The organism is Qipengyuania sp. GPGPB31, from assembly GCF_038396345.1.
Taxonomy (GTDB): Bacteria; Pseudomonadota; Alphaproteobacteria; order Sphingomonadales; family Sphingomonadaceae; genus Qipengyuania; species Qipengyuania citrea.
On the sequence record NZ_CP149572.1, the window covers coordinates 1,506,753 to 1,522,325 of the forward strand.

The following is a 15,573-nucleotide window of genomic DNA, read 5'->3' on the forward strand; positions in this document are numbered from 1 at the left end:
TGCCTCCTGAATTGGGGTTTCGCTTGTTCAACGAAAAGCGCGCCGAATCCGTTCCGGACCGGCTCGAACGGGTGCGCACATACGGATTCTCGCAGCCGAAGGCAAGTCTTTGTCGCATGCTGCAGCATCGGGATGACGCAGGGGCAATTGGCGGCTAAGGGCAGCGGCGATGTCCACCTTCTCTCCTTTCGTTGCCGCGCTGCACGTCTTTATCGGCGGCGGGTTCGGCGCGGTGCTGCGCTGGCAGCTCGGCCGCGCGATGACCGGCTGGCTCGGCGCGCCGGTCGTGACCGCCTTTCCCTTCGCCACGCTGGCGGCCAACGCCGCGGGCAGTCTCGCGATGGGATTGCTGGCCGGCTGGCTGGCACGCCACGGCAGCGGGGAAGGCGAGCAATTGCGGTTGCTGCTGGGTGTAGGGCTGCTGGGCGGCTTCACCACATTCAGCGCGTTCAGCCTTGAAATGGTGCTGCTGATCGAACGCGGACAATATCTTTTCGCCCTGCTCTATGCAGTGCTGTCGATTGCATTGGGCATCACCGGGCTGATGGTCGGTCTCGGCGTGATGAGGATGGCAGGATGAATACCTCCGACGAAGTACGCAATTTCACCGTCGAGGCGGATGACGACGGCATCCGGGTGGACCGGTGGTTCAAGCGGCACCTGCCGCAGGTCGGCTTCGGCACGGTCAGCAAATGGGCGCGCACCGGCCAGGTCCGGGTCGACGGCAAGCGGGTCAAGCCCGACGACCGGCTGGCCGAGGGGCAGCAGATCCGCGTGCCCCCGGGGGCGATGCGCCGCACAAGCAGCCCAAGGCGAAGCGCGAGCTCAAGCCCGCCGAGATCGAGCAGGCGCAGGCCATGCTGATCGAGCGGACCAAGGGCGCGTTGGTGCTGAACAAGCCGCCGGGCCTTGCGACGCAGGGCGGGACGAACACGTTCAACCATGTCGACGGCCTGCTCGACGCATATGTCGAAGGCGAGGACGATCCGCGCCCGCGGCTGGTTCACCGGCTCGACAAGGACACCAGCGGCGTGTTGCTGGTGGCGCGCACGCCCGGCAGCGCGGCCTATTTCTCCAGGCGCTTCTCGGGCCGGTCGGCGAAGAAGATCTACTGGGCGCTGGTAATCGGCGTGCCCGATGTGAAGGAAGGCGTGATCGAGGCGCCGCTTGCCAAGCAGCCCGGATCGGGCGGCGAGAAAATGCATGTCGACCACGAGGGCGGCCAGCCGGCCAAGACCAAGTACCGGGTCGTCGACGCGGTGGGCAAGAAAGCCGCCTGGCTCGAACTGCAGCCGCTGACCGGCCGCACGCACCAGCTCCGCGTGCACTGCGCGGCGATGGACCACCCGATCGTGGGCGACGGCAAATATGGCGGCAAGGAAGCGTTCCTGACCGGCTCGATCAGCCGCAAGATGCACCTCCATGCGCGGCGCCTGATCATCGACAGCCCCGACGGCGGCAAGCTCGACGTGACCGCCGACCTGCCCGAACACTTCGCCGCCTCGATGGAGCAGCTCGGGTTCGACGTGAACCTGTCCGATGCCGCCCCGATGCGCGACGATCCGCCGCCCAAGACGCGCGAGGAGAAGAAGCAGCAGGCCCGCCAGCATGCGAAGAACTTCCGCAAGTCGCAGCGCTCGCCGCGCCGGGCGCGGGGCGCGATGGCGAAAGGCAAGCCGAAGGGCCCGCGCAAGTGAGCCGGCTGGTCGTCTTCGATTGCGACGGCACGCTGGTCGATGGGCAGGCGGCGATCTGCGAGACGATGGAACTGGCCTTCCGCAATACCGGCCTGGCCGCGCCCGAACGCAACAAGGTTCGCCGGATCGTCGGGTTGAGCCTGCCCTTTGCGCTGCGCGAACTGGCCCCCGATGCCACCGACGACGAACGCCATGCCGTGGTCGAGGCCTATAAGGCGGGTTACCGCGAGCTCCGCCTCTCGGGCGCGCTGCGCGAACCGCTGTATGCCGGCATCGCCGCGCTGATCGACGAACTCGATGCCGAAGGCCGCCTGCTGGGCGTCGCCACCGGCAAAAGCGACCGCGGGCTCCACGCGTGCCTCGACACGCATGGGATCAAGCATCGCTTCGTTTCGCTGCAGACCGCCGACCGCCATCCCTCCAAGCCGCATCCCGCCATGCTCGAAGCCGCGCTGGGCGATGCCGGCGTGGCGCCTGCCGACGCCGTGATGATCGGCGATACCAGTTTCGACATGGAAATGGCGCAGGCAGCCGGCGTCCGCGCGATCGGCGTGGCCTGGGGCTATCACGAACCGCGCGAACTGCTCGACGCCGGGGCCAGCGCGGTGGCCGAAACCGCACAGCAATTGGGAGACCTGATCCGTGGGACAAACTGACCATGACCCGGCCAAGGCGCGGTTCCTGACGATCCAGGCAGTGCGATTGTCGGGGGTCGTGACGGCGGTGCTGGGCGCGCTGGTGCTGGGCGGCATCCTGCCCCTGCCCGAGATTGCCGGCTATATCCTCGTCGCATTGGGCGTGGCCGAGATATTCATCCTCCCGATCGTGCTCGCCAAGCGCTGGAGAAGCGGCCAGTGAAGCGGTTCTATACGCGCGTCCATGTCGAACGCGCAGCTTCCGGCCATCAGGTGTTCCTCGACGGGCGGCCGCTGAAAACGCAGGGCGGGCGGCAGCAGGTCGTCGATTCGCTTGCGCTGGCAGAAGCGCTCGCAAGCGAATGGGATGGACAGGGCGAGACGATCGATCCGGCACGCTTTGCCTATCGCGACATGGCCGATTACGCGCTCGACACGCTGCCCGAAGGCCGCGCCGCGGCAATCGCCAAGCTGCTGCGCTATGCCGAAACCGACACGCTTTGCTATCGCGCCGATCCGGACGAGCCGCTGTGGCATCGCCAGCGCGACATGTGGGACCCGCTGGTCGAAACGCTCGAGGCCCGCGAAGGCATCGTGCTGGAACGCGTCAGCGGGGTGGTGGCGAAACCGCACGCCCCGGCCACGATGGACCGGCTGAAAGCCCGGGTGGAAAGCCTGGATGATTTCACCCTCGCTGCGCTCGAACAGCTGACTGCGCTCTCCGCATCCTTGTGCGTCGGCCTGGCCGCGCTCGGCCACGATGCAGATGGCGAAGCGCTGTGGGCAGCGGCCAATCTCGAGGAAGACTGGCAGATCGAACAATGGGGCGCGGACGAGGAAGCCGCCGCGCGCCGCGCGAAGCGGCTGGAGGCATTCCTCAAGGCGATGGCCTTCGTACGGCTGCTCTAGTTCCGGCCCGCCTGCCTGCGCCGCAGGCGCTCGATGATGGCGGCATCCATCCAGAAGATGTCGTTGTCCCCTTCGCCGACGGTGCGATGGAAGAACAGATATTTGCCATCGGGGGTCACCGTGGCCGACGCTTCCCAGCGTGCGGTGTTCACGGTTTCGCCCAGATTGATGGCTTCCCCCAGCTCCCGTCGGCCTGCCGGAAGCTGACGTATATGTCGGAATCGCCATAGCCGCCCTCCCTGCGCCCATCGAACAGAAGGTAGGATTCGTCCGGCGCGATGAAGGGATGGGCCAGCCATGTGCCGGTATTGATCGCCGCGCTGGCAAGCTCGGGCGCCTGGCGTTCGCCATCGACAATGCGTGAATAGCGGATGCGGCCATCGCCGGCCGATCCGACCTCGTCGAAATAGTAAGTGTTCCGCGCCGATGCGGTAAGGCGCATGATCCTGAACGGTTCGAAAGCCTCACCGAGCCGCTTCGTCTCCGACCAGCCATCGGCATCGCGGACCTTGTACGCGCGCCCGATATGCATGGTCTGCCCATCGGGGGCGATGAACGGGGTGCCCTGTCGCTCCCACAACACCTCATCGTGCCACTCGCCTTCCCGGTAGCGGTAGACGTGCTGCCAAGTGGTCTCGTTTTCGTCGCGCTTGAGGACGTAGAACTCGCGCATGTCGGGCGAGAAAACGCCGCCGTATTCCCAGCCCTTGGTGGTAATGATGCCGAGCGCGAAGGGTTCGGGCGCCGATCCGGGCGGTTCCTGGCCCAGATAGGGGCGTTCGATATGCCCCTCGCCTTCCCCTGCCAGAGCGTACGCGCTCGCTGCGCCCAGCGTCAGCAGGATGATCCCGGCAAGTTTCGAGTTCATAATCACCCTCCCCGAGTGAACATGATCTCATATCTGCACGGCGAAGTCATGACTGGCCAAGTCGTCCCCGACGACGGTCGCCCCTCCTTCGACTGGCGACACGGCGGGAGCCGCAGCGCCCCGCTCAGTTCAGCCAGTCGGCGATTTCACCGGCGACCTGGTTGGCCGCCTGGTTGAGCGCCGGACCGACGAACTCGGTCTCGGGTGCGGCGACGGGCACGCGCGCCTCGAAGCGGCGGCTGATTGCGCTTGCGCCCGCGCCATTGCGCACCGCGTCGAACACCACCACCACTTCGCGCGTCCGCGCATCGTAGCCGAACGCGCGCAGCGAACCGTGAAGGCGGTCCGCCGCGTTCAGGCCGGGATCGTCGCCATCGACCACCACGCGGCCATTTTGCGAGCGGATCGTCTCGGCCACCAGCTGGCCGAACAGGCGGGCGGGCCGGTCGACCCAGAACGCATCCTGCAGATAGGCCAGCTCGGTGTCGGTGACCTGCACCGGGACCCGCGTGACATCGAGCGCCTTGGTCGCCTCGAAAGGGACGATCGCCAAGGCCGTGCCCCGGTCGCTCGCGGCGCTTTCGCCGGCGGGGGCGGTGGCAGCGGGGGTCAGGGTCAGCAGGCTGTCGGGCGCCTCGCCGCCAAAGCTCAGGCAGCCGCCCAGCAGCAGGGCGGGAGCCAGCGCAGCAAGTTTGGTCATGCGTGTCATGCTGGTGCCCCTTACGGCTTGTAATCGGGCAGCGGCTGGCTGGAAAGCAGCGCGCCGGCGCCCTTTTCGTCGATCGTTTCGGTCACGTCGCGCAGCGCCTTGCTGGTCGCGCGCAGGTCGCGCAGCGTGGCTTCAGCGGCGGGCAGCGTGCTTTCGGTCAGCTGCTTGGTCGCAGGCCGCGCCTCGTTGAGCGTGTCTTCGAGCGCGCGCGCAGCGCCGCTAGCCGATTTCAGCGTCGAGCGCAGGTCGCGGGCAATCGCCTCGCCTTCCTGGTTGATGATGCGATCGGTCGAGGCGGTGACCTGTTCGAACTGGTCGAGCGCCTCGCTGGCTTCGCGCAGCGTCACCTGCAGTTCGGCCATCGTGCGTTCGAGCTGCGGCGCGGCAGCGGCGAAGCCCGCGCTGGCGGCATTGGTGTTGGCGAGGATCTGCGAGATTTCTTCCTGGTTGCGATCGCTCAGCAGGACGGTCAGCCGCTCGGTCAGCGTGGCCAGCCGCTCGAGCAGGAGCGGGGCGCTGGCCAGCACCGCGCCGAACCCGCCGCCAGTGGTGGGCGGAATGATCGGCACGCCTTCGGTGCAGGCGGTGGTCTCGCACGATATCGGCGGCGCACCGCTGCGCGCGCCGTCGAGCGTGATCGTCGACACGCCGGTGAAACTTCCCTGGATCGTCGCGGTGGTGCCGACGAGGATGGGCACGCTTTCCTTGACCTTGATCCGCACGCGGACGAATTCGGGGTCCTTGTCCCACAATTCGATCTGGTTGACCTGCCCCACCGGCACGCCGGCGAAATCGACCGAGCTGCCATTGGCAAGACCCGCGACCGACTGCTTGAAGAAGATGTCGTATTCGTTCTGGTCCCCGCCGCCGAGCCGCGCGAGCCACACGATGAACAGCGCGAGCGCGCCAAGGATCAGCAGCGTAACCGCCCCTACCCAAACGTGATTTGCCCGCGTTTCCATTGGTTCGCCCTATGCCTTGCCCGCAGGCGGTTTGTCCAACGCTTTGACCGCATGCGCAGCGACCGGTTCGTCCATGTGCCGGCGCAATTCGTCGAGCGCCTGCGCGGTCAGCGCCGCGCGCCCGCGCGGACCGTTGAAATATTGCTGGATCCACTCGTGATCGAGATCGAGCAGGTTCGGCACCGTGTCGACCGCGATGACCTTCTTGTCCGCGATCACGGCGACGCGGTCGCAGATCTCGTGCAGCGTATCGAGATCGTGGGTGATGAGGAACACGGTCAGCCCGAGCGTCTCCTTCAGTTCCAGCGTCAGCTGGTCGAACGCGGCCGCGCCGATCGGATCGAGCCCGGCGGTGGGTTCGTCGAGGAACAGCAGCTCGGGATCGAGCGCCAGCGCGCGCGCCAGCCCGGCCCGCTTCTTCATGCCGCCCGACAGTTCGGAAGGGTATTTGCCCACCGCTTCTTCGGGCAGGCCCGACAGCACGACCTTGTAGCGGGCGATCTCGTGGCGCAGTTCGGGCTCGATCTCGGGGTAGAACTGCTTGAGCGGAACCTCGACATTCTCGCCCACGGTCAGGGTCGAGAACAGCGCCCCGCCCTGGAACAGCACGCCCCAGCGGTTGCGCACGCCGATATCGACCTCGGGATCGCTGTCGATGGTCGAGCGGCCGAACACGCTGATGTCGCCCGCGGTGGGATGCTGCAGCCCGATGATCGAGCGCATCAGCACGCTTTTGCCAGTGCCCGAACCGCCGACCACGCCGAGGATTTCGCCGCGCCGGACCTTGAGATCGAGATCCTGATGGACGACCTGGTCGCCAAAGGCATTGGTCAGCCCTTCGACGACGATCGGGTAATCGCCGCGATAACGTTCGTGGCGGCCCAGTTCGCGCCCGGCTTCGTCCTGCGCCATCAGCCCCACCCGATCTTGGTGAAGAAGACTGCAAAGAAGGCGTCGATGACGATCACTGCGAAGATCCCCGTGACCACGGCCATGGTGGTGCGCCGGCCGACTTCTTCCGAATTACCCTTGACCTGCATGCCGTGATAGCAGCCTGCCAGCGCCACGATCAGCCCGAAGACCGGCGCCTTCAGCAGCCCGACCCACAAATCGTAGATCGGGACCACGTCCTGGATCCGGGTGAGGAAGGTCCAGAACGGAATGCCCAGCATGAACTGCCCGACCACCGCACCGCCGACGATGGCGACACCCGCGGCATAGAAGCCCAGCAGCGGCATCATCAGCACGGCGGCCATGACGCGGGGAATGACCAGCGCTTCCATCGGCGATATGCCGATGGTCTGCATCGCATCGACTTCCTCGGTCAGCCGCATCGTACCGATCTGCGCGGCGAAGGCACTGCCCGACCGGCCGGCGACCATGATCGCGGTCATCAGCACGCCCAGTTCGCGCAAGGTGATCCGCCCGACCAGATTGACGGTCAGCGTCTCCGCCCCGAACTGCGCCAGCTGGACCGCGCCCTGCTGCGCGATGACCACGCCGATAAGGAAGCTCATCAAGCCGATGATCGGCAGCGCCGAGACGCCCACCAGCTCGAGCTGGCGGACCAGCGCCAGCCAGCGGAACCGCCGGGGGTGGCGGATCAGGCTGCCCATCGACAGCAACAGCGCGCCGAGGAAGCCGACCACACCGTAGATCCCGCGGCGCGCAGCGTATATCTTCTCGCCCATCACCGTGGGCACACGTTCCCATACGGGCAGGCGCGGAGCGGCGATCTGCTCTTCCGACCCGGTCCCTTTCAGCGCGCCCATCAGGCGTTCGGCGCGCTCGCTCGCGCCGGAAATCTCGGCCTCGTGTTCGCGCGCCAGGCTGCAGGCGATCCAGGCACCGACGGTGTCGATCTCGGTCACATCGGCCAGATCGATCCGGGCGATCGGGCCATCCAGTGCACGCAGATCCTGATCGATCGCGCCGACGGTGGACACGAGATAGGGCCCCGACAGGGCAAGCACATTGCCCCCATCGCCATCTTCGCTCAGATCGTATTCGGCGAAACCACCCATTGCCGCGCGGTATGCGAGCAAATCCGCCGCTTGCCAAGCGGCGATCGCCGGGTGTCACCTGCAACGTTGCATCGCAACAAGCGCGCTGGCAAAGGCGGTGCTCACCATTTGGCTGCGACTTCCCGGGGGCGTACGGGCAGGCGCGGGACGAGAGCGTCTACGAACAGGAAACCATGAGCACCGAGCTACCCACGACCTTCGACCCGGCCGCAATCGAGGCGCGCTGGTACGCGCATTGGGAACAGGAAGGCCTCTTCCGCCCCGAACGCCCCGATGCGCAGCCTTACACGATCGTCAATCCGCCGCCCAACGTCACCGGCAGCCTGCATATCGGCCATGCGCTCGACAACACGCTGCAGGACATCATGATCCGCTACGAACGGCTGCGCGGCAAGGACGCGCTGTGGGTGGTTGGCACCGACCATGCGGGCATTGCCACGCAGATGGTCGTCGAACGCCAGTTGGAGGCGAAGCAGGACAAGCGCACCAATTACAGCCGCGAGGATTTCGTGGCCAAGGTGTGGGAATGGAAAGAGGAAAGCGGCGGCACGATCACGCGCCAGTTGCGCCGCCTCGGCTGCTCGATGGACTGGTCACGCGAACAGTTCACCATGGACCCGCATTTCAGCGCGGCGGTGACCAAGACCTTCGTCGATCTTTATAACGACGGGCTGATCTACCGTGACAAGCGGCTGGTCAACTGGGACCCCAAGCTCAAGACCGCGATCAGCGATCTCGAGGTTGAAACGCAGGATGTGAAGGGTTCGTTCTGGCACTTCCGCTATCCGCTTGAAGACGGCGTCACGCTGGCCGACGGACGCGACTATATCGAGGTTGCGACTACGCGCCCCGAAACCATGCTGGCCGACATGGCGGTGGCGGTGCATCCCGAGGACGAGCGCTATGCCAGCGTGGTCGGCAAGCATGTCGTGCTGCCGATCACCGGCCGCCGCGTGCCGATCGTCGCCGACGAACATGCCGATCCCGAACTGGGCAGCGGCGCGGTGAAGATCACCCCCGGGCACGATTTCAACGATTTCGAAGTCGGCAAGCGCGCCGGGTTCAAGCCCGCCGAGATGCTCAACATGCTCGATGGGGAAGCCAATGTCTGCCAGACCGCCGACGATCTGGTGCCCGAGGAATTCCTCGGCCTGCACCGCTTCAAGCGTGACGGGGTCGACGGAGCGCGCGAACTGGTGGTCCAGCGGCTCAAGGAATGCGGCTGCCTGATCCCCTATACCGTGACCAAGGAGGTCAAGGGCGGGGAAGACGAGGTCATCGATCTCGACGCCGAGCCGCGCACCATCGCGACGCCTTTCGGCGACCGTGGCGGCGTGGTGATCGAACCCTGGCTGACCGACCAGTGGTATGTCGATGCCGAGAAGCTGGCGGTAAAGCCGATCGAGGCAGTGAAGAACGGCGAGGTCGAGATCGTTCCGAAGAGCTGGGAGAAGACCTTCTTCAACTGGATGGAAAACATTCAGCCATGGTGCGTCAGCCGCCAGCTGTGGTGGGGGCACCGGATCCCGGCGTGGTACGATGCTGAAGGCAAGGCCTATGTCGCACTGACCGAGGAGGAAGCGCAGGCGCAGGCAGGCGAAGGCGCCGCATTGACCCGCGACGAAGACGTGCTCGACACGTGGTTCTCCTCTGCGCTGTGGCCCTTCGCCACGCTCGGCTGGCCCGAGCAGATCGACCTTGTCGCCAAGCACTATCCCAACGACCTTTTGGTCAGCGGCTTCGACATCCTGTTCTTCTGGGATGCCCGCATGATGATGATGGGGCAGTACACCACCGGGCAGAACCCGTGGCCCAAGCTGTATCTGCACGGCCTCGTCCGCGCGGCGGATGGGCAGAAGATGTCCAAGTCGAAGGGCAATGTCGTCGACCCGCTGGGGCTGATCGACCAGTACGGCGCCGATGCGCTGCGCTTCTTCATGGCGGCGATGGAAAGCCAGGGCCGCGACATCAAGATGGATGATAAGCGGATCGAGGGATACCGCAACTTCGCGACCAAGCTGTGGAACGCGACGCGCTTCTGCCAGTCGAACGGCATCGGCGCGAGCACCAGCATCGCGGCGCCCAAGGCCACCCATGCGGTCAACCGCTGGATCATCGGCGAGGTTGTCCAGACCAAACAGGCGCTCGACACTGCGCTGGCCGATCTGCGTTTCGATGCGGCGGCAAATACGATCTATCATTTCGTGTGGGACCGGTTCTGCGACTGGTATATCGAACTGGTCAAAGGCAATTTCGACGAGGAAACCAGGGCGGTCGCCGGCTGGGCACTCGACCAGATCCTCGTGATGCTGCACCCGTTCATGCCCTTCATCACCGAAGAACTGTGGTCCAAGCAGGGCGACCGCGCCGATTATCCGCTGATCACTGCGAAATGGCCCGAACCCAGCGTAGCCATCGACATGGAAGCGAAAGGGGAAATCGATTGGGTAATCGACCTCATATCGAAGATCCGTTCTGGTAGAATGGAGCTGAATGTCCCTGCTGGTGCTATTCTAGATTTCGTCTTTGGCCACTCCAGCGAAGGTAAAGGCCTAGACCGAGTTGTACGAAACAAGTCCGCTATTGAGCGACTCGGTCGGGTCAGATTTTCTGGACTGGCACCGTTTCCCGGTGACATGCCGCGCTCAGACTCTGAGTGGGACGACTATATCGATGAGATAGCGGAACAGATGACTTCCGGCTCGATGCAGATAACCGTTCCCCACCTTCATTCCTTCGCCGCACTTGAGGGAATCATCGATATCGGTGCTGAGAAAGTGCGATTGTCCAAGGCAATCGAGGCCTCCGCCAAGGAAGCCAAGTCGCTCGAAGGCCGGCTGTCGAACGCGAACTTCATCGAACGCGCCAAGCCCGAAGCGGTCGAGAAGGCGCGCGCCGACCATGCGCACCACACCGCCGAAGTCGCGCGGCTCGAAGCCGCCCTCGCGCGGCTCGGCTGAGAAAACACGCCTACCCCTCTCGTCACCCCGGACTTGATCCGGGGTCAGGCTTCTTCGCTCGGCCTTGTGCCCGCAACGAGGAACAGCCCAACCCCGGCTCGGAGGCCGGGGTGGCGGATGGGGTGAACGAGGGCGGCGATTTCCTACGCGCCCCGATTGTGTCATGAACGCGGCAATGGCCTACGATCCTACCCCCGCTTGCGAAGCGCATGTTCAATCGAGTGCATCGATCAAACCCCGCATGACTGATCGGTTCGATTTTTGCGCCTGGACCTTGGTCCATGCGGTCCATGTGTGCGCCGCGCACGACGAACCGAGTGAGCCTGCCCGATGCCGCTAGCCCTCGCCACCCAGGCTCCGGGTGAGCCGGAGATCTTCGCCAGCGTGCAGGGCGAAGGGCCGAGTGCAGGCATGCCCTGCACCTTCCTGCGGCTGTCGCGCTGCAATCTCGCCTGCGTGTGGTGCGACACCGCCTATACCTGGCACTTCGCGGGCGACGAGCGGCCGCACCGCGACGGGGTCGAATTCGACCGCACGGCCAACCAGCTCACGCTGGACGAGGAAGAGGTTGCCGCGCGGATCACCGCGCTGGGCCAGAAGCGCCTGGTGATCACCGGCGGCGAACCCTTGTTGCAGGCGCCCGCGCTGGCGCGGCTGCTGGGCCACCTGCCCGACGTCACGGTGGAGATCGAGACCAACGGCACGACCAGGGCGAGCCCCGCGCTCCACATCCGCATCGACCAGTTCAACGTCAGCCCCAAGCTGGCGCATAGCGGCAATCCTGCGGAACTGGCGCTCATCCCCGAGCGGCTCGACGCCTATGCCACCGACCCGCGCGCCTGGTTCAAATTCGTGATCGCTGCGCCGGCGGACCTCGACGAGGTGCTGGCGCTGCGCGATCGCTACCGGTTCAAGCCCGACCACGTCTTCCTGATGCCCGAGGGCACCGACAGCGAGACGCTGCGCGAACGCGAGCAGTGGCTCGCGCCGCTATGCGTCGAACACGGCTTCAGGATGAGCGACCGGCTGCATATCCATTTGTTCGGCGATACGCGCGGGACCTAGCCCTGCGAGCGCCAGCGCTGGACGGTGCGCTCGACGATCTCTTCCTCGCCGCCGGTCTGGTTCCACAGTTCGATGAAGCTGGGGTCCTCCGATGCGGGCCGCTTGGATTCCTCGAGATTGTCGAAGCTCATGCGGATCGGGATTGCCACGCCTTCGCCGCAGATGATGCATTCCCGGTTGCGCAGCGCGGGGATGGCATCGAGGAAGCCGCGCGCACCTTCGGGCATCGCCGCGCGGACGAAGTCCTGGTCGCGGTCGTTGTTGAGCCGCATCGACAGGATCGTGCCGCACTGCGACAGCACGCCTTCGGCAAGGTCGGACGGACGCTGCGTGATGAGGCCAAGGCTGATGCCGTACTTGCGGCCTTCCTTGGCGATCCGCGACAGGATGGTGCCCACCGAATTGCCGTCGGCATTCTGTTCGTTGGGGACGTACCGGTGCGCCTCCTCGCACACCAGCAGGATCGGCGAGGTGCGTTCGTCGCGGCTCCAGATGGCGAAGTCGAACACCAGCCGGCTGAGCACTGCGACCACGGTCGCGGTGATGTCCGACGGCACACCGGAAACGTCGATGATCGAGATCGGCTTGCCGTTCGAGGGCATCCGGAAGATCTTGGCGATGAAGTCGTTCATCGTGTCGGCCACCAGCATGCCCGAGAACATGAACTGGTAGCGCGGATCGCTCTTGATCTCGTCGAGCTTGTTCTTGATCCGCATGTAGGGCGCGGAGTTGGTCGCCTTGTCGAGCTTGCCCATCGCATCCTGCAACTCGTTCGAGAGATCGGAGAGCAGGTAAGGGATCGGCAGAATCGACGGTGATCTTGCTCATGTTCTCCGCCAGCCGGCTCTTCTGGCGCGACTTGAGCAGGCACTTGGCCAGAATATCCGCATCGACCTGCCGCTCGTTGCCATTGCTGGTCAGCAGCACTTCGCAATGCTCTTCGAAGTTCATGATCCAGTACGGCATCTGCAGGTTCGACACATCGAGGATCATGCCAGTGTTGCGGAAGGCCGAGGCATATTCGCCATGCGGGTCGACCATCACGATATGGCCATCGGGCGCAGCTTCGCAGATCCGGTGGAGGATCAGCGCCGCGCTGGTCGATTTACCCGTACCGGTCGAGCCAAGCAGCGCGAAATGCTTGCCCAGCATCGCGTCGACATAGATGCCGGCGCGAATGTCCTTGGTCGGATAGACCTTGCCGATGGTGATCGCGCTGCGTCCGTCGCTGGCATAGACCTGCCGCAGGTCGGCCGTGGTCGCAGGATAGACCATCGCGCCGGGTACCGGATAGCGGGTCACGCCGCGGCGGAAAGCGTGCAGCTTGCCGGTCAGCTTCTCTTCCGCGCCTTCGCCGAGGAAATCGATATTGGCGAGGATCGACCCCGCCTTGCGGTCCTGCTTCTGGTTCCGCACGCTCGCAAGCAGCCAGCTGTTGCCGACACGGATCTTGATCTGCGATCCGACCTGCCCGGCCATGGCGATCGAGGGATCGGCATCGGCCGCGCATTTATTGAGCCGCACAAGATCGATCGCCACCTGCGAACCCGCGCCCGAGATTTCCAGCACCACGCCGATCGGCTGGTCGGCGTTCTCGCTGGCCGTCGGTGCGGGCGCCTGCGAAGCCGCTCGGCTCGGGGCGGCTGCCTCGTCGGCTGCCGTACCGTCGCTCCGCGCCTGTTCCTGCGCCGGGGCGGCCGGTTCGTCTGCGGTCGCTGAAGGCGGTGCCGGCTGCACTGGCTGGGGCCGGTCATCCGCCTGCGTTTCGGGCGGCTGGCTTTCGGTCCTTTCCGGCGGCTGGTGTACATAGCCCGACGGCGATGGGGCGGGGGCAGGCGCAGCCGCATCGCCGCCACGCATGATCCGGTCGCGCAGCGACCGCCTATGCTTTTCCGGCGGCTCGGCCCCGGTTTCCTTCGACGGGTCGAACGTACGGTAAATCGGCTTGCCCATATCGGTCATCGATCCGGCGGTATCCTGCGTTGAATGCGCCCATCGCGCACGCAGCATGCCTGACCGAAAGTGCTTAAGATGTGGTCAACGCAAAACCGCGCTTGCGCGTCAGATAAGCGCGAACAGGCGCCCGGCCGCCCAGCCCATTCCGACCGACAGCATCACCGCCAATAGCCCGTAAACCAGCGACCATTCCTGCGAATAGCGGGCCACCAGCCGTTCGAAACCGACCTTGCGCACTTCGACCTCGGCCTGCGCCGAAGCGATCACGCGGCCATCGCGCACGGCGAAGGTCTCGGCGGTATAGGTCCCCGTCGACACATTGGAAGGCAGCGAGATACGCGACTGGTAAAGCACCTGTTCGCTGATCTGGACGCCCTGAAAATCCTGCTTGTAGAGGTCTTGCCGCGTCTTGAGATCGACCAGTCCGGCCTTGAAGCGCGCCTGTTCCTCGGGTTCGATGACACCGCTGGGCGATAGCTGGATATAGGCGGTGCCGAATTCGTAGATCGCCGCGGTTTTCTCATCGACGATATCGGCGATCGGCTTGGAGGATGCGACCGCGAAATAGGACGGGACCGAGCGGAAATCGCTGCTGGCAGCGTTGACCCACACTCCGGCGAAGCGTTCCTTCTCGCGCAGCCGCACGGGTTCGGACGGTCCCTTGAGCACGACGACGATATCGTAGTCGCTGCCCGCCGCGCGACCCTGCGGATCGAGCACCGCCCCGAACAGCAGCAGCTCGGTGCCGGTAAAGCCCTGCCGCACCTGCACTTCGTGCTGGCTGACCTCGGGCACCAATATGGGATCGCGCTGGCCCATCAGCGCGAAAGCGAAAGCAAGGAGCAGCAGCGCTCTCATAGCGGGTAGATCGTGTAGATTTCATCGGGCTGGTAGAACAGACCGAGGAACATGCGAAAGGCCACCATCAGCACGATGGCGGCGAGGATCAGGCGCAGTATTTCGGGCTTCGCCTTGACCGCAAGCTGCGAACCGAACTGCGCCCCGGTGACCGAACCGACCAGCAGCAGGAAGACCAGCACGATATCGACTGCCTTGGTGGTGAGCGAATGCATCATCGTGGTCGCCATGGTGACGAACAGGATGTTGTAGAGCGAAGTGCCCACCACGACATTCGCGCTCATCCCGAGGATGTACAGCATCGCCGGCACAAGGATGAACCCGCCACCGACCCCCATCAGCATCGTCAGGATGCCCACCGCGATGCCGACGACCAGCGGAGCCAGCGGGGAGATATAGAGGCCCGAGCGATAGAAGCGCCAACGCATCGGCAGGCTCGCGACCAAGGGATGGTGGCGCCGCCGCGCTGCCTGGGCATTGCCCTTCCCGCGCAGCGTCTGGACCGATTCCCGGGCCATCAGCAGGCCGATCGTCCCCAGCAGGATCACGTAAAGCGCGCTAATGACCACATCGATCTGCCCGATCGACCGGAAAAAGCGGAACAATAGCGCGCCGAAGCCCGAACCGATAACGCCGCCGGCGACCATCACCATACCCATCCGGTAATCCACGCCGCCGCGCCCGCCATGCGCCAGCACGCCGGTAACGCTTGCCCCGGTGACCTGGGTCGAAGCCGAGGCCGCAGCGACGGTCGGAGGAATTCCGTAGAAGATCAGCAGCGGAGTCGTGAGGAAGCCTCCCCCACTCCGAACAAGCCCGAGAGCACACCTGTTAGCCCCCCCAGCGCGACGATCCATAGCCCGTTGACGGACAGGTTCGCGATAGGGAGGTAGACGTCCATGCCTGCGCCCTATCGCAGCGGCGTGACGG

The 15,573-nt window shown here is 65.1% G+C and carries 13 protein-coding genes and 3 pseudogenes; 7 read left to right on the forward strand and 9 right to left on the reverse strand.

The genetic code is table 11. The annotated features are described in order from the left end of the window. The first annotated feature begins 169 nt into the window (after positions 1 to 169). The 5 genes and pseudogenes from crcB (at position 170) to WKH79_RS07695 (ending at position 3,241) form a co-directional block, all read left to right on the forward strand. Positions 170 to 580 (forward strand): fluoride efflux transporter CrcB, encoded by a 411-nt coding sequence (gene crcB / locus WKH79_RS07675; protein WP_063511588.1) that lies wholly within the window; start codon positions 170 to 172, stop codon positions 578 to 580. Continuing rightward, positions 577 to 1,697: pseudogene (locus WKH79_RS07680) on the forward strand (RluA family pseudouridine synthase). The gene crcB and the pseudogene WKH79_RS07680 overlap by 4 nt, the downstream one beginning before the upstream one ends. Next, positions 1,694 to 2,353 carry an HAD-IA family hydrolase gene (locus WKH79_RS07685; RefSeq protein ID WP_050600811.1) on the forward strand — a complete coding sequence of 220 codons (660 nt, stop codon included), beginning with the start codon at positions 1,694 to 1,696 and terminating at the stop codon, positions 2,351 to 2,353. The pseudogene WKH79_RS07680 and the gene WKH79_RS07685 overlap by 4 nt, the downstream one beginning before the upstream one ends. Further along, entirely contained in the window at positions 2,340 to 2,555 is a 216-nt protein-coding gene (locus WKH79_RS07690) for a hypothetical protein (RefSeq protein ID WP_050600812.1), read from the forward strand. The genes WKH79_RS07685 and WKH79_RS07690 overlap by 14 nt, the downstream gene beginning before the upstream one ends. After that, positions 2,552 to 3,241, forward strand: a complete 690-nt coding sequence (locus WKH79_RS07695; protein ID WP_341858510.1) for an ATP12 family protein — start codon at positions 2,552 to 2,554, stop codon at positions 3,239 to 3,241. The genes WKH79_RS07690 and WKH79_RS07695 overlap by 4 nt, the downstream gene beginning before the upstream one ends. Here the strand turns inward: WKH79_RS07695 and WKH79_RS07700 are convergent. The 6 genes from WKH79_RS07700 to WKH79_RS07725 all read right to left on the reverse strand — a co-directional run bounded on the left by WKH79_RS07700 (position 3,238) and on the right by WKH79_RS07725 (position 7,804). Further along, positions 3,238 to 3,393, reverse strand: coding sequence for a hypothetical protein (locus WKH79_RS07700; protein WP_341858511.1), 156 nt, complete (start codon positions 3,391 to 3,393; stop codon positions 3,238 to 3,240). The two genes, WKH79_RS07695 and WKH79_RS07700, sit on opposite strands and share 4 nt — an antisense overlap. Then, positions 3,390 to 4,109 carry a hypothetical protein gene (locus tag WKH79_RS07705; RefSeq protein WP_341858512.1) on the reverse strand — a complete coding sequence of 240 codons (720 nt, stop codon included), beginning with the start codon at positions 4,107 to 4,109 and terminating at the stop codon, positions 3,390 to 3,392. The genes WKH79_RS07700 and WKH79_RS07705 overlap by 4 nt, the downstream gene beginning before the upstream one ends. 124 nt (positions 4,110 to 4,233) lie before the next feature. After that, the gene (locus WKH79_RS07710) at positions 4,234 to 4,818 is read right to left on the reverse strand and encodes an ABC-type transport auxiliary lipoprotein family protein (protein ID WP_160765847.1); all 585 of its coding nucleotides are present in this window, start codon (positions 4,816 to 4,818) and stop codon (positions 4,234 to 4,236) included. An 11-nt stretch (positions 4,819 to 4,829) separates the two neighbouring features. Then, the gene (locus WKH79_RS07715; RefSeq protein ID WP_050600816.1) at positions 4,830 to 5,780 is read right to left on the reverse strand and encodes an MlaD family protein; all 951 of its coding nucleotides are present in this window, start codon (positions 5,778 to 5,780) and stop codon (positions 4,830 to 4,832) included. A gap of 9 nt (positions 5,781 to 5,789) precedes the next feature. Continuing rightward, positions 5,790 to 6,692 carry an ATP-binding cassette domain-containing protein gene (locus WKH79_RS07720; RefSeq protein ID WP_050601000.1) on the reverse strand — a complete coding sequence of 301 codons (903 nt, stop codon included), beginning with the start codon at positions 6,690 to 6,692 and terminating at the stop codon, positions 5,790 to 5,792. Next, positions 6,692 to 7,804, reverse strand: a complete 1,113-nt coding sequence (locus WKH79_RS07725; protein WP_050600817.1) for an ABC transporter permease — start codon at positions 7,802 to 7,804, stop codon at positions 6,692 to 6,694. The genes WKH79_RS07720 and WKH79_RS07725 overlap by 1 nt, the downstream gene beginning before the upstream one ends. 173 nt (positions 7,805 to 7,977) lie before the next feature. On the opposite strand from WKH79_RS07725, the gene WKH79_RS07730 reads away from it, so the two are divergent. Together WKH79_RS07730 and WKH79_RS07735 are read left to right on the forward strand one after the other, a co-directional pair. Further along, a complete protein-coding gene (locus WKH79_RS07730; RefSeq protein ID WP_341858513.1) occupies positions 7,978 to 10,764 on the forward strand; it encodes a valine--tRNA ligase in 2,787 nt (928 codons plus the stop codon). A gap of 330 nt (positions 10,765 to 11,094) precedes the next feature. Beyond that, positions 11,095 to 11,829 (forward strand): 7-carboxy-7-deazaguanine synthase QueE, encoded by a 735-nt coding sequence (locus WKH79_RS07735; protein WP_341858514.1) that lies wholly within the window; start codon positions 11,095 to 11,097, stop codon positions 11,827 to 11,829. On the opposite strand, the pseudogene WKH79_RS07740 reads toward WKH79_RS07735, so the two are convergent. From WKH79_RS07740 to WKH79_RS07750, 3 genes and pseudogenes are all read right to left on the reverse strand, one after another. After that, positions 11,826 to 13,791: pseudogene (locus WKH79_RS07740) on the reverse strand (DUF87 domain-containing protein). The gene WKH79_RS07735 and the pseudogene WKH79_RS07740 sit on opposite strands and share 4 nt — an antisense overlap. A 99-nt stretch (positions 13,792 to 13,890) precedes the next feature. Further along, positions 13,891 to 14,643, reverse strand: a complete 753-nt coding sequence (locus WKH79_RS07745) for a TIGR02186 family protein (RefSeq protein WP_050600820.1) — start codon at positions 14,641 to 14,643, stop codon at positions 13,891 to 13,893. Further along, positions 14,640 to 15,544: pseudogene (locus WKH79_RS07750) on the reverse strand (sulfite exporter TauE/SafE family protein). Before WKH79_RS07750 ends, WKH79_RS07745 begins: the two are co-directional and overlap by 4 nt. Between the last annotated feature and the right edge of the window lie 29 nt (positions 15,545 to 15,573).